This window comes from Ditibartonella apihabitans (genome assembly GCF_002007485.1).
Lineage (GTDB): Bacteria > Pseudomonadota > Alphaproteobacteria > Rhizobiales > Rhizobiaceae > Bartonella > Bartonella apihabitans.
On sequence record NZ_CP015820.1, the window covers coordinates 73,351 to 91,809 of the forward strand.

General features: G+C 43.9%; 15 protein-coding genes. 11 read left to right on the forward strand and 4 right to left on the reverse strand.

The annotated features are described in order from the left end of the window. Positions 1–156: 156 nt before the first annotated feature. Positions 157–1,332: a succinyl-diaminopimelate desuccinylase gene (dapE, locus tag BBC0178_RS00320; protein WP_078038794.1), complete on the reverse strand. Its 1,176-nt coding sequence runs from the start codon at positions 1,330–1,332 to the stop codon at positions 157–159. Between the two features lie 165 nt (positions 1,333–1,497). On the opposite strand from dapE, the gene BBC0178_RS00325 reads away from it, so the two are divergent. The 7 genes from BBC0178_RS00325 (at position 1,498) to tenA (ending at position 8,845) form a co-directional block, all read left to right on the forward strand. Then, on the forward strand, positions 1,498–2,802 hold the full coding sequence (locus BBC0178_RS00325) for an MFS transporter (protein WP_078038795.1): 1,305 nt from the start codon (positions 1,498–1,500) through the stop codon (positions 2,800–2,802). 36 nt (positions 2,803–2,838) lie between these two features. Beyond that, positions 2,839–4,023, forward strand: coding sequence for a M20 aminoacylase family protein (locus tag BBC0178_RS00330; protein ID WP_078038796.1), 1,185 nt, complete (start codon positions 2,839–2,841; stop codon positions 4,021–4,023). A 49-nt stretch (positions 4,024–4,072) separates the two neighbouring features. Beyond that, positions 4,073–5,236, forward strand: coding sequence for a M20 aminoacylase family protein (locus BBC0178_RS00335; protein WP_078038797.1), 1,164 nt, complete (start codon positions 4,073–4,075; stop codon positions 5,234–5,236). Positions 5,237–5,601: 365 nt separating this feature from the next. Continuing rightward, positions 5,602–6,774: a M20 aminoacylase family protein gene (locus tag BBC0178_RS00345; protein WP_149867382.1), complete on the forward strand. Its 1,173-nt coding sequence runs from the start codon at positions 5,602–5,604 to the stop codon at positions 6,772–6,774. 142 nt (positions 6,775–6,916) lie between these two features. After that, positions 6,917–7,627 carry a L,D-transpeptidase gene (locus BBC0178_RS00350; RefSeq protein ID WP_078038800.1) on the forward strand — a complete coding sequence of 237 codons (711 nt, stop codon included), beginning with the start codon at positions 6,917–6,919 and terminating at the stop codon, positions 7,625–7,627. 175 nt (positions 7,628–7,802) lie between these two features. Further along, positions 7,803–8,165, forward strand: coding sequence for an MliC family protein (locus BBC0178_RS00355; protein ID WP_077969754.1), 363 nt, complete (start codon positions 7,803–7,805; stop codon positions 8,163–8,165). Next, the gene (gene tenA, locus BBC0178_RS00360) at positions 8,165–8,845 is read left to right on the forward strand and encodes a thiaminase II (protein WP_078038801.1); all 681 of its coding nucleotides are present in this window, start codon (positions 8,165–8,167) and stop codon (positions 8,843–8,845) included. Before BBC0178_RS00355 ends, tenA begins: the two co-directional genes overlap by 1 nt. A 162-nt stretch (positions 8,846–9,007) precedes the next feature. Here tenA and BBC0178_RS00365 read toward each other — a convergent pair whose 3' ends face one another. After that, positions 9,008–9,694, reverse strand: a complete 687-nt coding sequence (locus BBC0178_RS00365) for a M48 family metallopeptidase (protein ID WP_225868326.1) — start codon at positions 9,692–9,694, stop codon at positions 9,008–9,010. 328 nt (positions 9,695–10,022) lie between these two features. After that, positions 10,023–10,796 (reverse strand): alpha/beta hydrolase, encoded by a 774-nt coding sequence (locus tag BBC0178_RS00370; protein WP_078038803.1) that lies wholly within the window; start codon positions 10,794–10,796, stop codon positions 10,023–10,025. 321 nt (positions 10,797–11,117) lie between these two features. On the opposite strand from BBC0178_RS00370, the gene infC reads away from it, so the two are divergent. From infC to BBC0178_RS00385, 3 genes are all read left to right on the forward strand, one after another. Next, entirely contained in the window at positions 11,118–11,654 is a 537-nt protein-coding gene (gene infC / locus BBC0178_RS00375; protein ID WP_078038804.1) for a translation initiation factor IF-3, read from the forward strand. A gap of 214 nt (positions 11,655–11,868) precedes the next feature. Further along, on the forward strand, positions 11,869–13,320 hold the full coding sequence (locus BBC0178_RS00380) for an amino acid permease (RefSeq protein WP_078040280.1): 1,452 nt from the start codon (positions 11,869–11,871) through the stop codon (positions 13,318–13,320). Between the two features lie 111 nt (positions 13,321–13,431). Continuing rightward, positions 13,432–14,397, forward strand: coding sequence for a hypothetical protein (locus BBC0178_RS00385; RefSeq protein ID WP_078038805.1), 966 nt, complete (start codon positions 13,432–13,434; stop codon positions 14,395–14,397). Between the two features lie 141 nt (positions 14,398–14,538). Here the strand turns inward: BBC0178_RS00385 and BBC0178_RS00390 are convergent, their stop codons facing one another. Beyond that, positions 14,539–16,230: a rhamnan synthesis F family protein gene (locus tag BBC0178_RS00390; RefSeq protein ID WP_078038806.1), complete on the reverse strand. Its 1,692-nt coding sequence runs from the start codon at positions 16,228–16,230 to the stop codon at positions 14,539–14,541. Positions 16,231–16,574: 344 nt separating this feature from the next. Between BBC0178_RS00390 and BBC0178_RS00395 the strand changes: the two genes are divergently transcribed. After that, positions 16,575–18,353, forward strand: coding sequence for an ABC transporter ATP-binding protein (locus BBC0178_RS00395; RefSeq protein WP_078038807.1), 1,779 nt, complete (start codon positions 16,575–16,577; stop codon positions 18,351–18,353). Positions 18,354–18,459: the final 106 nt, after the last annotated feature.

Here is an 18,459-nt window from a genome sequence, read left to right on the forward strand (position 1 = left end):
TGCAAGCGAATTCTGGATGACTTGTGAACGCTAGATTTTTAGAAACTTGCTTTACAAGAATGCTTTAAAAGCCGGTTTGTCGACCGGCTTTTTATAATTGTTATAAAATAGTGGCTCATCTCAAATAGTGGTTCATCACAATAAGTCTGCCGATTTTCAAGTGTTAAAGAAAGTCGCTAAAAAATTCTCATAAATCTTTGTGAGCTTTTCAAGATCATCTATTGCTACGCATTCATCAACCATATGCATGGTTTTTCCTACCAGCCCGAATTCGACAACGGGACAATAATCTTTAATAAAACGAGCATCCGATGTGCCGCCAGAGGTGGATAATTCCGGTGTGCGTCCCGTTACTGTTTTTATTGCATTGCTCAAACATCCGACAAGCTCATCATTTTTCGTCAGAAAAACTCCACCGGGGCTTATAACCCAGTCGATTTTGAACGTCGGAACAAGCGAACCCTTTGTTTCAAGTTTTACCGAGTCGAGCCGCTTTTTTATTTCCTGCTTTAAAGTTTCGGCAGTCCAATTGTCATTATAGCGGACATTGAACCGGATAACGCTATGTTGCGGAATAACATTGGTGGCTGTATTGCCGGTATCTATGGTCGTTATTTCAAGGTTGCTGGGCTCGAAATTTTCGCTCCCTTTGTCAAGAACCGGATTTTTAAGCGCTTCGCATAATTTTATAACGAGATTGATCGGATTGGCCGCTCTTTTGGGATAGGCCACATGACCCTGATGTCCCGTGACAGTGATCACACCTGAAAGCGAACCGCGCCGGCCAATTTTGATCATGTCGCCTAAATTGTTCGGGTTTGTTGGTTCTCCGACAATTGTGGCGTCCCATTTTTCGCCTTTGTCGGCTGCCCATTTCAAAAGCTTTATCGTGCCATTAATACCGGGGCCCTCTTCGTCATTTGTTATCAATAGGCTGAGCGAGCCTTTAAGTGGATTTTTTTCTAAATAACGGGCAACGGCTGCAATAAAACAGGCAATTCCGCCTTTCATATCAACAGCGCCACGGCCGTAAAGTTTATCGTCTTTGATCGTACCTTCAAATGGCGGAAAGTTCCAAGCTTTTTCGTCACCAACCGGTACAACATCGGTATGACCGGCAAAAGCAAGATGCGGTCCATTTTTACCGACACGTGCATAAAGATTTTCAATATCGGGTGTGTTTTTATCTGTAAAAACTGGTCGTTCAACAGAAAAACCGAGGCTTTTTGCCCATGTTTGAACTTGCGTTAATACGCCGTTTTCATCCGGCGTAACAGATGGACAACGGATAAGTGCCTGCGCCAAAACTACAGGATCTTTGAGTGTCAACATAGCTATTGTCCTTTGTCTGAAACGGTCGACAGTTATTATTCACCAATATGATAATAATTAAGAAAATATATTGTTAATATTTTTGTCAGATTGCCAATGAAATTGCGTGCCTGAATTTCCTCGCTCGGGTTAAATTAGCAGGAAAATTATCAAGGGATAGCCATTATGACTGAATTGGTAAATACTCCTGACAATGATACAGGGAATGTTACCCTGACACCTGTCGGTAGCAAGACGAAATTGATTGTCGCAGCAGGTGTCGGCAATTTTCTCGAAATTTTCGATTTTACGGTTTATAGTTTTTTTGCCGGAATTATCGGACATGTCTTTTTCAATTCTGAAGACAAGCTGATTTCATTGCTGATATCGGTATCGGTTTTTGGGGTCGGCTTTGTCATGCGTCCATTAGGCAGTATTGTTATCGGTGCCTATGCCGACCGCCATGGGCGTAAAGACGCAATGCTACTGACAATTATATTAATGGCCATTGGCAGTGCCTTGATAGCATTTGCACCGCCTTATAAAGCAATTGGTATTTTTGCGCCCCTGTTGATTGTTATGGGGCGTCTCTGTCAAGGATTTTCAGCCGGTGGAGAAATTGGCGCGGCAACGACGCTTCTTATGGAATCGGCCGAACGTAACAAGCGCGGATTTTTCGTAAGCTGGCAGTTTTTCGGACAAGGCTTGAGTACTTTATGCGGTTCACTTCTTGCCGCCTTATTAATGTCGCGCCTTTCCAATGAAGCCATGGAAAGCTGGGGCTGGCGCGTACCATTTATCTTGTCACTCCTCATTATTCCTGTCGGGCTTTATATCCGCGCCCATATCAACGAAACACATAAGGCACCAACAGTTGAAGCACACACAATACATCCGTTCAAAGAGCTTATCAGCCAACATACGAAACAGATGATTGCCGGTATTTTTGTGATTTTTCCGGGAACTGTCATGATGTATGTTCTGGTGTTCTTTATGCCGAGTTACCTGAAGACGGTCACGGACATCGGAAGCTCCGAAGCGTTCCTTGTATCAAGCTATGCAAGTGTCATTGTTATCGTTGTGACTGTTTTTTCAGGCTTTTTATGTGACCGGTTGGAACGGCGTAAACGCACAGCTATTAACACGCTGATCATCATCTTTATCTCATCCTATTTTGCATTCCACTTTGTACAAAATATTCGCGTTTTTCTGGCTTTTTACACTGTGGCAGTGATTGGTATGTCGATTGTGTTTACCTTATGTGTTCTTTTCATTATCGAAGCATTCGAGAAAAGAATTCGCGCAACTGCAACGTCGGTTATTTATGCTTTCAGTGTTTCAATATTTGGTGGTACAGCACAAATGATTGTAACATTCCTTCTTAAAATATCCGACAGCAATATTATGGCGCCATTCTGGTATCTTGGTGTTTCTCTCGTCCTTGGTGGGGTGGCATATCTGGCTTTCGACGAAAAGCGCCATGAGATTTAATTATGAAATTTAATTATAGAAAATAGGGGAATTTGAATGAGTAATGAAAACCTTTCGCCAGAAGCGAAAAAAATTCTTCAAACCATGAAAGCCTATGTGCCGGAAATGGAAGCAGTGCGCCACGATTTGCATGCGCATCCAGAGACCGCTTATGAAGAGCATAGAACAGCAAAAATTATTGCCGACTTTTTGAAAAAATGGGGTTATGAAGTTACAACAGGCCTTGGCAAGACCGGCGTTGTAGGACGTTTAAAAGTAGGCAATGGCAAAAAATCCATTGGTTTGCGTGCCGATTTTGATGCTTTACCAATTACAGAAATGACAAATCTTGAATATTCGAGTTGTCATGAAGGCAAAATGCATGCTTGTGGGCATGACGGCCACACAACCATGTTGTTAACGGCCGCACGCTACTTTGCCGAAACAAAGAATTTCAACGGGACACTCAACCTCATTTTCCAGCCGGCAGAAGAAGGTTTTGCCGGTGCAAAAGCAATGATTGATGACGGACTTTTTGAAAAATTCCCGTGTGATGCCGTGTTTGGTATGCACAACTGGCCGGGGTTTCCGACCGGCAAAATTTCCGCGAATACCGGGGCATTCATGCCTTCAAGCGACATTGTCAAAATAAAAGTGATTGGCAAGGGCGGCCATGGTGCTGTTCCGGATCAGGCAATTGATCCGATAGCGGCAAGTGCGGCGATCATTTCAAGCCTGCAAACAATTGTCTCGCGCAATGTGCCACCGCTTGAAACGGCTGTTGTAACTGTTGGTAGCTTTCATGCAGGGGTTGCCCCAAATGTTATTCCCGATAGTGCGGAAATGTTGCTCACGGTCCGTTGCTTTAATCCGGACGTAAGGGATTTGCTGCAATCGCGTATCGAAAAACTCGCAAAGTTACAGGCTGAAAGCTTTGGTGCAACGGCCGAAGTTGATTATCAGCGTTCATATCCGGTGCTGGTCAACCACAAAACAGAGACGGCATTTGCTATTGATGTTGCGGCAAAAATTTTCGGGTCCGATCATGTTGATGATAATACGCCGAAACGATCGGGAAGTGAAGACTTTGCCTTTATGTTGGAAAAAGTACCAGGATCCTATGTTGGCATTGGAAATGGTGACAGTGCGCCTTTGCATAGTCCCCATTATAACTTCAACGATGAATTGCTCCCTCTTGGCGGGTGTTATTGGGTTTCATTGGCTGAAACATATTTGAAATGACTTTTAAAAGCTACATTCCCGAAAAATGTAGGATATAGGACTTTTATCTATGAAACATATTCGCGAGCATATTGATAAAACGATTGATGAAATGGTGGCGATCCGCCACCAAATTCACCAAAACCCCGAATTGGGCTTTAACGAGCATAAAACCGGCGACAAAGTAGCAAGCCTACTTAAAAGTTGGGGCTTCGACGTTGTACGGGGTGTCGGTAAAACCGGTATTGTTGGCACATTGAAAGTCGGTAATGGCAAAAAGGTAATCGGTATACGTGCCGATATGGATGCTTTGCCGATCGAAGAAGAAACCAATCTCGATTATTCCAGCAAGAATAAAGGGGTCATGCATGCTTGCGGGCATGACGGGCATACAACAATTCTTCTGACTGCCGCCCGTTATCTTGCCGAAACGAAAAATTTTGATGGCACAGTCCGTGTTATCTTCCAGCCTGCCGAGGAAAGCTATGGCGGTGGCAAGAAAATGATTGATGACGGATTGTTTGAAAGATTTCCGTGCGACCGGATTTATGGATTGCATAATTGGCCGGGCTTTCCTTCAGGAACATTGCGTTTTACGAAAGGGCCGATGATGGCATCGGTTGACACCGCTTATATTACAGTTCGCGGCAAAGGCGGTCATGGTGCACGTCCGGAAACAACAATTGATCCGATTGTTGCAGCGTCATCTATCGTTATGGCCTTGCAAACCATTGTTTCCCGTAATGTCCCACCGCTCGAGGCTGCACTTATCACTGTCGGTATGTTCAAAGGTGGCAGTGTTTCCAATGTCATACCGGAAGAAGTCAAGATGGAGCTGACGATTCGGGCGTTTTCGGCAAAAGTACGGGACCTTTTGCAGGAAAGAATTTGTAAATTGGTGAAATCGCAAGCCGAAAGCTATGGAGCAAAGGCCATCATCAATTATGAACGCGGTTATCCTGTTACGGTAAATGATGCCGAATCGATCGACTTTGCTTTGGAAGTTGCCAAACAAGTTGTTGGCGATAAAAATGTCGTCGAAAATGCCGAACCTTTGACCCCGAGTGAGGATTTTTCCTACATGCTGGAAAAAGTACCGGGTGCCTATATCATTATGGGCAATGGTGACAGCACAGGTCTTCATACGCCGCATTATAATTTCAACGATGATGGTATTGCTGTTGGTGCAACCCTGTGGGGTGCGCTGGTTGAAAAATATCTGGCGAGAGCTTGAAAATTGATTTTTTCTTTAACGGAAACATAGGCAACCGCCAGTGTGGGCAATCGTCAGTGCAGGTAACCTCCAGTAATTTCATCGGCTTTCGAAATGCGACGAAAAAATTTGAAAATTGTGATAGGGCTTGTCGGTTTCACCGATAAAAAATGACTGCCGTTTTTTTTGAAACAGGCGATTTTTCACACTTTGTGAAGCGACTTTGTGCTCGCTGGCAATTGGCCGGGGCTTTGGAGGCAACACACACGAGCCAATTCGCAGAAGGTAAAAATAGCTGCTTGCGAAGAAAAAATAGACGGATATTTCTTGATAACCACCTCTTGCGAAATCCATAATTGACATGATCAACAATGGAAACGGGAAAGATGGCAACAGAAGTAATCAAAAATTTGATCCTCTCCTATTTGCCGGAAATGACCGAATTCCGACATGCCATGCATAATAATCCCGAATTATCCGGAAAAGAAACGGCCACTTCGGCTCGGATAGCGACACTTCTGGAACGCTATGGATATGAAGTAACCCGCCACATTGGTGGCAATGGTATTGTTGCAAGTTTGAAAAATGGCAATGGGCCAAAATCGATTGGCATCAGAGCTGATATGGATGCTCTCCCGATAAGGGAAGAAACAAATCTGGAATATGCCAGCAAAAATGAAGGTGTGATGCATGCTTGCGGTCACGACGGGCATACAACAACACTCCTTGCAGCCGCGCGTGCTTTGGCTGCCACAAAAAATTTTGACGGGACAGTGCATCTTATTTTTCAACCGGCCGAAGAAATTGGTGCCGGCGCAAAAGCAATGATTAATGACGGATTGTTCGAACGATTTCCTTGTGATGCCATCTATGGACTCCATAACTGGCCAGGACTGGAACAAGGAAAAATACAATTCACCAAAAAGGCAATGATGGCTTCTGTCGATAAAGCAACAATTGTCATTTATGGTAAGGGCGGTCATGGAGCCCGACCGGAATCTGCAATTGATCCTATTGTTGTTGCGTCTTCTATCGTGATGGCGTTGCAAACGATTGTATCTCGCAATGTTCCACCGCTTCAATCCGCTATTATATCAACCGGCTCTATTCATGGCGGCGAAGCCTTTAATATTATCCCTGATAGCGTAACGATATCGCTGACTGTGCGCAACTTTTCCGCAGATATTCAAAATCTTGTTGAAGAGCGCATCCAACAAATCGTTGAAGCTCAGGCTGCAAGCTTCGGTGCAACCGCATCGGTGAATTATGAGAGGCTTGTTCCTGCGGTGGTCAATCACCCCAAGCATAGTGATTTTGCTCTTGATGTTGCCAAACGTGTTTTGGGAGCGGACAGAGTCGTCGAGACCGAGATACCAACCACTGTAAGTGAGGATTTTGCATTTATGCTGGAAGCTTGTCCGGGTGCGTTTTTTTTCCTCGGGAATGGCGAAAGTGCAAGCCTTCATAGTCCCCATTATAATTTTGACGATCAAAATATCATCGACGGTGCGGTTTTCTGGTATGCCTTGGTCGAGGCAAGTTTAAACAATCGGAATTAACCATTCGGAAACCATCATTAGGCATCATTCATAACAAATCGCATGCATTCAATAATGGCAAGAATCGGAAACGGATTGATAAGCCGGATTCGTTTCAAACCACAATTGGCTGCATTTGTTTGAACACGAGTTCAGGTGCTTTATGAAAAAATCACGTCTCTCTTTTACCCGCCGCAGTTTTTTAATCGGAAGTGGAACAACTTTTGTCGGGGTGTTGAGCGGTTGCACGAGTGACGGGATTTTGGGAAGCGGTTACAATAATATGACGACCGGTTCAATTCCACGCCCGCTTATCGGCATTGATAAAGGTTTTACCTCGCCTGATAAAATGTATGCGGCCGTCCATGAAGGGCCTTACACGCTTGCAGCAATTCCCTACGACAAAGTGCCAAAACAATTTTTACGCCAGATCGTACCTAACCCGACAGGCGAAGCTCCGGGAACAATTGTTGTTAGCCTCAAAGACCATTTTCTATATTTCATCCAGCCTGACGGTGATGCGTTACGCTATGGTGTCGGTATTGGTGCAGCCGGTTTCCAGTGGTCGGGGCGAGCCAATGTTCAATTCAAACGCGAATGGCCCCGTTGGACACCACCGGCAGAAATGATCGGAAGAAAACCTGAACTTGTTGAATATAAGAACGGCATGGAGCCCGGCCCCACCAATCCGCTTGGTGCACGCGCACTTTATATCTATCAAAACGGTCGCGATACAGGATATCGAATCCATGGTTCACCGGAATGGTGGTCCATCGGCCAATCAATGTCATCCGGTTGTATCAGATTGATGAATCAGGATATTATCGACCTCTACAATCGGGTTCCGGTTGGAACACCGATCGTAGTAGGTTAGTCCTCATTATATGGGAGGAGGCGTATAATGAGAAGAAAGGGGTGCCCGATTAGACAAGCGGGGGCAACTCCATCGGGCACCTAGGGGTACCAGGTTTTGTCCTGGTGCTCGTTTAACGGGTGGTTGAATATAAAGTTCCAAAAAATTTTTTGTCTTTTGGTAAAGGCCTTGAAAAATGTTGAAAAAGACTTTCCTTGCAACGCTTGCTTTTGCTGCTCTTCATGGCTTTGCGGCCAATGCCGAAGAGCCTTCAGTGCATAACCAAACCTATATCTGTGAACGGGGCGTGGCATTGCAGGCAGTTTTTATAAAGGCCAAAGATGGTTCTTATGCAGTCATATCTGTCGACGGAAAACTGGTGGCATTGCGTGAGGATGTTAAAACTGCGGAAAAGCTTTTCATCGCTGTTGACGATCAGGATAATTACCGTCTTCATATAAAAGGGAATGATGCATTCCTGACCTATAAGGACAGCGATCCGTCTAAAGCGGAAAAGACGATTTTACAAGCCTGTCAGGCAGATATAGCGGAGGATTGATGGAAAAGCCCGATTTCGAGAAAGGCACTTTTGGACATTTGCGAAAAAATGCCGGTGGTTTGTGGCAAGCTTATGTTGAACATTCTTTTGTCAATCAATTGGCCGCTGGAACATTGGAAGAAAAATGTTTCAAAAAGTTTTTGACGCAGGATTATCTGTTCCTCGTTCATTTTTCCCGTGCTTATGCACTTCTTGCGGCAAAATCAACGAATATCGAAGATATTCGGGAAGCGCTTGACGGCCTAAATGATATTGCAGCAGAAATGCCGCTTCATGTAGCCTATGCAAAAACGTGGGGAATTTCGGAACAAGAAATGAGCGGGGCAGAAGAAGCTATCGAAACCATTGCCTATACCCGTTTTGTTCTGGACGTTGGATATTCAGGTGACCGGCTCGACTTGATGACAGCCTTGATTCCATGTGTTGCGGGCTATGCAGAAATCGGTCTGCGCCTTGTCGAATCACCAGACACTGTGTTTGAAGGAAATCCCTATTCACAATGGATCAAAAATTACCAAAGTGATGATTACGTTAAAGGCGTGAAAACATTTCTTGATAGCTTCAATAAACTGGCCGAACAAAGTCATGATGAAGTGCATTTCAAGCACTTGAGTAAAATTTTTAACACGGCTACCCGGCTTGAAACAGAATTCTGGAAGATGGGACTGGAAGCCCGCTAATTGCTTTTCTGCGTTTAGAGAAAACAGGATAGACTCTTGCTAAAATAACAAGCCTTTTGCAGCTTATAAAGTCAGTCATTATTGTTTAAAATAATCGAATATCAGGCGATCATTTTGCTAAAATCAAGTGAATAAGCGAAGGCTCGATTATCCAAAACACCATTATTCGAAGTCAATAGCATGAAGAGTTTGGCCATTACGTTTCAACCATGCTCTGTACTCTTTTGTGCGCGGGCACAGTTTTTCACATAAAGACCAGAATTTCGAACTGTGATTCATTTCGATAAGATGGGCGGTCTCATGTGCAACAAGATAATCGATCACGCCGATCGGAGCCATGACAATTCGCCAGGAAAACGACAAATGGCCGTCGGCTGAACAGGATCCCCAACGGCTTTTGGTATCTTTATAACGGATTGAAACGGGCGTTCTGCCGACCACGGCACAGTGTTTTTTAACAAGAGGGGCAATAATCAGCGCAGCCTGTTTTTTTAAGGCTTCGCGAATGTGTCTTGGAAGATAGCGGCTATCGCCATAAACAATGATTTTTCCGCCTTTACCATCATCATCCGGTATAATAGTGACGTTACCACGTCCTTCTTGATGAATAATGCGATAAGGGTGACCGAGAATAGGAATCGCGGCACCGGGTTTCAACATCGGGGTATCCTGCGGGGGAGGAAAACGCGAAATCCGGCTTTCTATCCACCCCCTATAGCGCTCGATAAAATTTGTTACTTCGGTTTCCGGTGTTGTTGGTGGTACGGTCACGCGAACACCTTTGCCACCTGTTTCTATCCGTAATGTCAACCGGCTTGCCCGTGCACTTCGCACAATTGTAAGCGGCAAAGAACGATCCGACAATTGAAGTGTCAGTTGCAACTTTTTAAGGAGGGATTTGTCAGAGCTGTTTGACGCAAAAAACATGTCGGTTATTTAGGTAATAAAAATCGTTTTTGAAGAGATGGCGAAGATAAACGGAAAAACATGATAAAATCAGCTTTTGAGATGAATTCCCGAACTATTATCCGGTTTTAATTCGTTATTTTGCACGATAGCCCCGTCGGATAGTTATATTTTTCAAAGTGTTAATTCCGATTTTATCCGACGGCAACGAAATTTCGAGAAAATACGAATCCGACCCTCACCTCTCGTTCTCTAGAGATTAGCGTAACGATCAACGATTGCTGTTTGCAATAAGAGTTTCCGCCCCATTGATAATCGTTGCAATATCTTGAGGGCGAGAAAGATGATGTTCGCCGTCCTTGATCAGCGTTAGAGTAACATTATCGAAAGGCAGATGTTCAACAAGTTCGAGCGTATGCTGATAAGGCACCTCATTATCGGCCATTCCCTGAATAATATGAACGGGACAATGAATATCGATGAGGCCTTCCATAACCAGATTTTTATCGCCGTCATCAAGAAAAATTTTGGTAAAAGGAACAGGTTCCTGCTCGTTTTCATAAGGAACCTCAAAAAAGCCGCGTTCCTCCAGTTCCCGTTTTTGTTTGCTGCTCATTTGCGGGCGAACAAGGTCACGGGTGAAATCCGGTGCAGGGGCGAGAAGTAACAGACCGGCAAGCGGTATGTTTTTCTTGGCCAATTCTTGTGCCATGCGGAGTGCAATCCAGCCTCCCATTGATGATCCGGCGATAATTTGAGGACCTCGGCAAAATTTTTCAAAAAGTGTCAGGCTTTCTTCCAGCCACAACGAAATACTGCCTTGATAGAAATCGCCTTCCGATTCGCCGGTCCCTGAATAATCGAAACGCAAAAATGGATAATTGTTTTTTTGGGCAAATTCGTTCAATGCGACGGCTTTACCACCCATCATATGTGAACGATAACCCGGTAGCCACATGAGACCGGGATGTTTGTCACCTTTCAGAGCGCGTATAGCGAGTTTTTGATGGCCTATAGTTAAAAATTCGAGAGCACCATTTTCCATGAAAAAACTCCTTATTCAGCTCATATCTTTAAACTTGATCACAACATACTTATTCTAATCATAGAAAATCGTGACTTAAACCCTTTATGCCAATTTCAAGCCAATATTCATTAAAAGCTAGGCATTTCGGTTGTTTTTGCACGTTAATTCGGTTGTTTTTGCACGTTAATTTGTATATGACGAAAAAAGAGATAAGTTTATCCTGATCTCGAACAAGCATCTGACGAGTTTTTTTGAATGACGCAAGTCATCACGCCGGTTTTTGATTGGGTAATTTATTTCAGAACTGAATAATTGAAACTATTATAGGGAGAATCGACCATTCGCCGACCGTTTAAAACAACGCCAACCCCGAAAGATGGGCCGCGTTCCAATCAGGATATTCGCATTCCTCGTATACAGCTTATTGATCATGAGGGGCATAATCACGGAATAATACCGACACATGATGCTTTGGCTATGGCTGAAGAAGCGGGCCTTGATCTTGTCGAAATTGTTCCAAATGCCGAACCGCCTGTTTGCAAAATAATTGATCTTGGTAAGCTGAAATATCAGAATCAGAAAAAAGCATCCGAGGCTCGCAAAAAGCAGAAGACCGTGGAAATTAAAGAGATCAAGATGCGGCCAAATATTGATACCCATGATTACGGGGTCAAAATGAAGGCGATCAGCAAATTTCTTGAGGGCGGTGACAAGGTCAAAATAACCCTTCGATTCCGTGGTCGCGAGATGGCCCATCAGGAGTTGGGTATGCAGCTTCTCGAACGGGTAAAGATAGATACTTCATCTATCTCGAAAGTCGAGGCTGAACCAAAACTGGAAGGCCGACAGATGATGATGGTGGTCGCTCCAAAATAACACTTAAGATCATTTTAAAAAGCATCGTTATAAACGGTGCTTTTTTGTTAACTTCTGGTTGCAATCGCAAAACAATACATGAAATACTGGGCGCATCGTGTCACGTATTTAGTCTTGTAAGACTTAAAATACGGAAAATTTGAATTTGTACCGTTCGGTTAAGGCTTTTTTGCATTCGGAAAACCTTAACCGGCGGAAGAGTAAGGAATGTAAAATGTCGGGATGGCTCAGACGGAAACCCGTTCTTCAACAAAATGTTCAACGGGAAAGGAAACTCGTCCCTACATTGGGGTGGCCGCATCTTGTCGCTTTGGGTGTGGGTGGAATTGTCGGCACAGGCATTTATACACTGATTGGTATCGGAGCTGACAGGGCTGGACCGGCTGTACTTTTTGCATTTGTTATCGCCGGAATAGTTTGTGCTTGTGCTGCTTTTGCTTATGCGGAACTTGCGACTCTTATTCCGCTCGCGGGAGGCGCCTACACATATTCTTATGCGGCATTGGGCGAGCTTATAGCCTGGATCGTTGGTTGGAGTCTCATTCTCGAATATTCTCTGGTGGTCAGCACCGTTGCAGTCGGCTGGTCGGCTTATGCAACCGGATTTTTGCACGGCATCGGCATTCATCTGCCATTCTGGCTGACTGCCGGTTATAATGCGGTTGATCCTGCAACGGGTGTTCACGGTCTTGTCAATCTTCCTGCAGTTTTCATCGTCTTTGTTATCGCTGCTATGTTGATGATCGGCACCAAAGCGAGCGCAACATTGAATCTTTTTCTGGTGGTTATCAAAATAACTGCGCTGGTTTTATTTATTATTGTTACACTTCCCCACTTTGATTTAGAAAATCTGCATCCATTCATGCCGAACGGATTTTCAAAAGTTATGTCTCCGGATGGTGTGGAGCGCGGTGTCATGGCAGCCGCGGCTATTATTTTCTTCGCTTTTTATGGTTTTGATACAATCGCGACGGCCGCCGAAGAAACCAAAGAGCCGCGGCGCGATCTTTCAATCGGTATTGTCGGTTCATTGATTGCCTGTATCATTATTTATGTTCTGGTTGGCCTCGGTGCTGTCGGCTCCTTGCATTACACGGAATTTGCCCATAGCGAGGAACCTCTTGCCCATATTTTGCGTAGTCTCGGTTCCAATCATATTGCAGGTCTCATCGGTATAGCAGCAGTCGTTGCTCTACCCACTGTTTTATTGGCCTTTTTTTACGGTCAAACCCGTATATTCTTCGTCATGGGGCGGGATGGAACGCTTCCTTCTTTTCTTTCCCGCGTGAACGCAAAAACAGGTACACCTGTTGCGACAACACTTTTCACTGCCGTGATCATTGCTGCTATTGCCGGACTTTTCCGGCTTGATGAAATAGCAGCTCTCGCCAATGCAGGTACATTGGTTGCCTTTACTTCTGTTGGCATATGTCTCATTGTTTTACGCAAAACAGCACCCGACGTTCCAAGAAAATTCAAAACGCCTCTGGTCTTTATTGTCGGACCGTTAAGTGCCATCGGTTGCATCTACCTGTTCTTCAGCCTGCCGTCAAAAACCCAATATTATTTTCTATTATGGAACCTTATTGGCATCGTATTCTATTTTTGTTACGGGTACCGCAAGAGCAAGCTGGCGGATCACATTACCGTGAGCAAGCAGTCTTGATGGCAAGTTATGATGAACAATCCCTACCTACAAAGCGTTGCAGGTATTATAATAATAATGTTGAAGTAGTTTGGTATGTTTTGCGAGTTTATGATACCCGAGGTTAGTTCAGTGTTTAAGTCGATGAAACTCATTTCCCTTATTATTGCTTTATGCTTGGCTCCAATGGGGGCTCGTGCAGCAGTTTACCAGAAAGTTCCCGGCACAGCAGTTTATATTAGTGTACCTGATAGTTTTACTTTAACGACCGATTTTAGCGGATTTATTGATAAAAAAACCGGTGCTGCGATTGTTGTGGCGACAATGCCTCCGGCCAGTGATCATATAAAACAGCTTTTCAGTGACGAGAGCAAGTTCAAGCCTGCTATGGCAGCCCAGCATTATGATATTGTTTCGCAGTCAGACAAAAAATCCCGCGATGGTTATGCATTGAAAATTTATCAGGGCAAACAGACGGCAGCCAATGGTATTTTTGACAAATGGTCGTCCATGTTATTTGCGCCCAATGCTTCCTATATCATTACTGTTCAGGCACCGGAGAAAGCAAAATTCTCCAATAATGATGCCATGACGATTTTTGGGTCGGTTTCACTTGCCAGTCATAATGATGAATCCGATCAGCTAAGTGCACTTCCTTTCACTTTTGGTGCTCAACCTCCGTTCGAGTTTGTCGGATCTATTATGAACAGCTCCGCAATGTTGACGATTCCGGCCTATATTAAGGAAGACGCCGAGCGTCCTGATATTATCGTGACCAAGGGGCTCGAAAATACCAAAGGGGCGCCACTTGATAAAGTCGTAGATAACTATCTCCAATCGATCAAAGGTACAGTGGATAATGTTGAAGATCGCAAAACATCAACGACAAAATTTGCCGGCCACCCGGGGCTGAAGCTTCAGGCAACCGCTCTTATGAAGGGTGATCCTGTTGATCTCGTTATTTACGCAGCCATTGGAAATGATGGGCGTCCTATTTTTATGCATGCCACCGGAGAAAAAGGTACATTGGCAGCATATAACACAGAAATTGAAAAAACAGCTGAAAGCATCAAATTACGCAATGACGTACAAAAATAGAAATGTCGAACAAAATAGATAAATAAAAATCTGTTCGGGTTTTCTGTCCATAAAACAATCGGAGCTGCCATAACATTCATCAAAAACAGATCCGATGAATTTTTATCCGTTTTTCAAGATAGAGTGGAAATTCAAAAAAGCTTATCGTGATATGTGGGGCAAATAGGTGGTCACGATGTCATAGCCCTTTTGATAGCACGTCAAAGTAAACATGCGTTCGATCGCATGTAAGAAAGTTCCATCAAGCGCCAAGGGCTCTTGAGGATAGTCGTTCCACTGCAAGTCGAGATTGACAAACGGTTTTAGCACGTCTGCTTTGGCCCAGAACATCGTCCCTGTGGGAAATACTATATATTTTGGCAATGTCTCTATTTTCAGGCGTTTGGCGAGCTCAAGGCCTGCTTGATAATTACCTGCCCAACCGACCGCATATTTATCATCAGGGAAAATCAGCGCTGTTTTTTCATGTGTTTGCATATAATGCAAAATCACATCTGCCATCTTTATCGTTTTGCCATCGCCCAAAAGATTGGTCATAAGAAAGGTGTTCCAACTCGCAACCATCTTCCGGTCGGTTTTGTGAAGACTTTGTTTTGTGTGTATATGACCGATAATCTCATAGTGCTGAACAAGTTCTTTTCCGAATTCGGTAAACAATGGTCCAATATCCCTTCCGCGATTGGGAACCACTTCTATAACGGTTTTCCCTTCATATTTGTCGACAAGAAGTTGAACAGATAATTTATCGCTTTCGCTTTTAACACTAATAAACAGGTCGGGACGTATTTTATTTGCCCTCAATTTTTCAAGTATTGCCTCTAACATATGTGGGTAATAAGCGTGGATATGGAGCGCGATTTTCAATCCAATATCGGGCGAGGAAACAATGTCAGGAGAAGTCAGTACATTCCAGTTCCATTTTCCATCGGGTTTGTCAGATTTTAGGTAATGAACAAAAGGATCGACGCGTTCCTCGCCACGATCGTGATTTTCGGCGTAAATGCCGGGGTGAAAACCGGCTCTCGGGCGTGCTGCACTTGCACCGCTTTTATAGTTACGAACGTAATGGCGGGCGTAACGGAAGCGGTTGAACCTAGGTTTATTTTTTCCGGTCCAATAAGGAATATCAAATTCAGAGGAATTGCTTAAGAACTCAGCATCCTTGTTTTCCTGAATAAGTTGTTTTTGAGCTTTATAACCAATGTCAGTGATCCTGGAAATGTAGTTTTGTAACTCTTCGGCATTTTTGCTATCTGGAGGAACAAGATAATCGACACTGTCAGGAAAGGCCCACAAAGCGTTTGTAAGGGTTTTCATAAATGTTTCATAACGATCATAAATGACCCTTGTGGCATAAGCGATGACTCTGTTTAAAGTCTTTCCTTCAAGCGGATAATTTTCCCCAATAAGCAATAGGCTGGCAATATGTTTTTGCCATAGGTAATGCATCAGGAACCGGCCGACATTGGCGTTAATCAGGACAAAACGAATGGGGTGGGCAGATAGCAAAAACCGGGAAAAATAAAATTTGATACGGTTTTGAAGTTCATGGGGACCGAAATAATAAACCCGCCAGCATTTTTCGATGTTTATTTCCGGAGACGATCGATAACTTTCCGGTAGAAAAAGAATAATATTAAAATTATCCGTCAAATAACCGAGATAATCGGAAAGGTGGAAATTCGGGTCATGTGAAGGGTCATAAATAATGGCAACAGAAGGGAGCCTTTTGTTAAAAGGCGCATAACCGACGTGTCTTTTTGCCTTTGCAACAAAGAAACTGAAAGTTTTCCAGAAAAAAGTGTTTAGTTTTCCCTTGTTTAAAAAGCCCATTCCATTATTTCCGATAGTTGAAAGAATTATTTACGAAAATTCGCCTTTCCATGGACGTTTGACGGCTAATTCGAGCGCCTGTTTCCCGTCTGTACGCTTTTGGGATATCATATTTTCCTAACTGCCATATTATCAAAGAGATAATAACATTTATACTGCATAATTGCTCTCAAATCGTATTACAAAGTAGACGGGCTTCTTGCATCCCCCCATTGAAGAGGGTAGGAACGGGAGTGATTGTTGGTGAGGTTGAGAGCTATCCTTCACTAAAAGCAGTGGTTTTTAAAGGTTAAGCTGTTTATGGCCAAAAAAAGCAGATATCATCATTTGATAAAAAACTCATTATGCGTTTGCTTCATGATAATTTCCGCAAACATGCATTCTGGTATATTTGCGCCATCTTATCTATGCTGGTTATCTCGGCAACAACCGGCGCAAGCGCATGGATTATGCGTGATGTGGTTAATCACATCATAGAAGCCAAGGACTTTAAAATCATTGCAATGGTTTCAGTCGGTGTGGCGGTTATCTTTATTGTCAAAGGATTTTCTACTTTTGCGCAAAGCTATTTTTTAAGTAAAGCAGGCAATAGTATTGTTGCAGAACAACAGCGTCGTATTTATTCGCGCCTTATGCAACAAGGCGTTGCTTTCTATCAGAATACGTCTTCCTCCGATCTGCTCGTGCGTGTCACGCAAAATGCGAATGCCGCTCGCAGCATTATCGATACGATCGTAACAACATTTGTGCGTGATCTTTTTTCGGTTATCAGTCTTCTTGCGGTTATGCTTTATCAGAACTTTCTGCTGAGCATTGTTGCTCTGGCAGTCGGCCCTCTTGCTTTTATCGGCGTTCGTCAGGTTCTGAAACGCGTTCGGGGACTGATGGAAAAAGAACTTTCCTCTATTGCCGAAATTATTAAAGTTATGCAGGAAACCACAATCGGTATTCGCGTCATTAAAGCTTTCTCACTGGAAGAGCTCATGAAACGGCGCATGGACAAGGCTATTACCGATGTGGAAATGCGCTCGAATGGTATTGCGATGCTCGAATCGGCAACTAATCCGATTATGGAAACGCTTGCCGGTGTTGCTATAGCCGTGGTTATTTGTTTTTCCGGTTACATGGCAACCCAAAGAGTTGGCGTTCAAGGCGAGCTGATGTCATTTATTGTCGCGCTTCTTCTGGCTTATGAACCCGCAAAACGGGTTGCCAATGTGCGTGTCAAAATCGAATCAGGCATGATCGGCGTGCGTATGATGTTCGAAATTCTTGATCATCCGCTCACCCTTATGGAAAAGGAAAATCCTGTTGATCTTGACCGCTCGAAGGGTGATGTCCGGCTTGAACATGTCGGCTTTTCCTATGTGAAGGACCACATGGTTCTGCATGATATCAATCTTGATATTCCGGCAGGAAAGATGACTGCCTTGGTTGGACCTTCCGGATCGGGTAAATCGACAATGATCAATTTGATCATGCGTCTTTATGATCCACAAGAAGGACGTATTCTTATTGATGGACAAGATATCCGTGATGTAAGCTTCAAATCGTTGCGCGAATTGATGTCTTATGTCGGGCAAGATACGTTCCTCTTTCAAGGCTCTGTCCGCTATAATATTGGGCTCGGGCGTGAAGGGGCAACCGAAGAAGAGATCGAACAGGTCGCCAAGCTTGCCAATGCGCATGACTTTATTATGGAACTGCCGAATGGCTACGATACCGATGTCGGTGATAATGGTGGCAATCTTTCGGGTGGTCAAAAACAACGTATTGCCATTGCACGCGCCATGTTGCGCAATAGCGAAATTCTGATTCTGGATGAAGCAACCAGTGCTCTTGATTCAGAATCCGAATCCCTGATCAAGGAAGCTTTGGCACGGTTGACAACCAACCGTACAACTATTGTTATCGCCCACAGGCTTTCGACAATTTCGCGTGCTGATAAAATCGTCGTTATGAAAAATGGCAAGATTGTCGAACAAGGAACCCAACATCAATTGTTGCAGATTGAAGGTGGCCTTTATAAGCATCTCCATGATTTACAATTCAAGGACCCCGATTTTGACGATATTGACCATGTAGAAACCTCGTCGAAAAATCAGAAAAAAATTGCCAAATAATTCGGGTTCTTTGTAATTCCGGTTCCACTTTGCATGGGCTTCTCTGGCAGATGCAAAATAATGCAATCACCTATTTGTCCGGTTCAATTGGCTTTCTTTCAAAAAT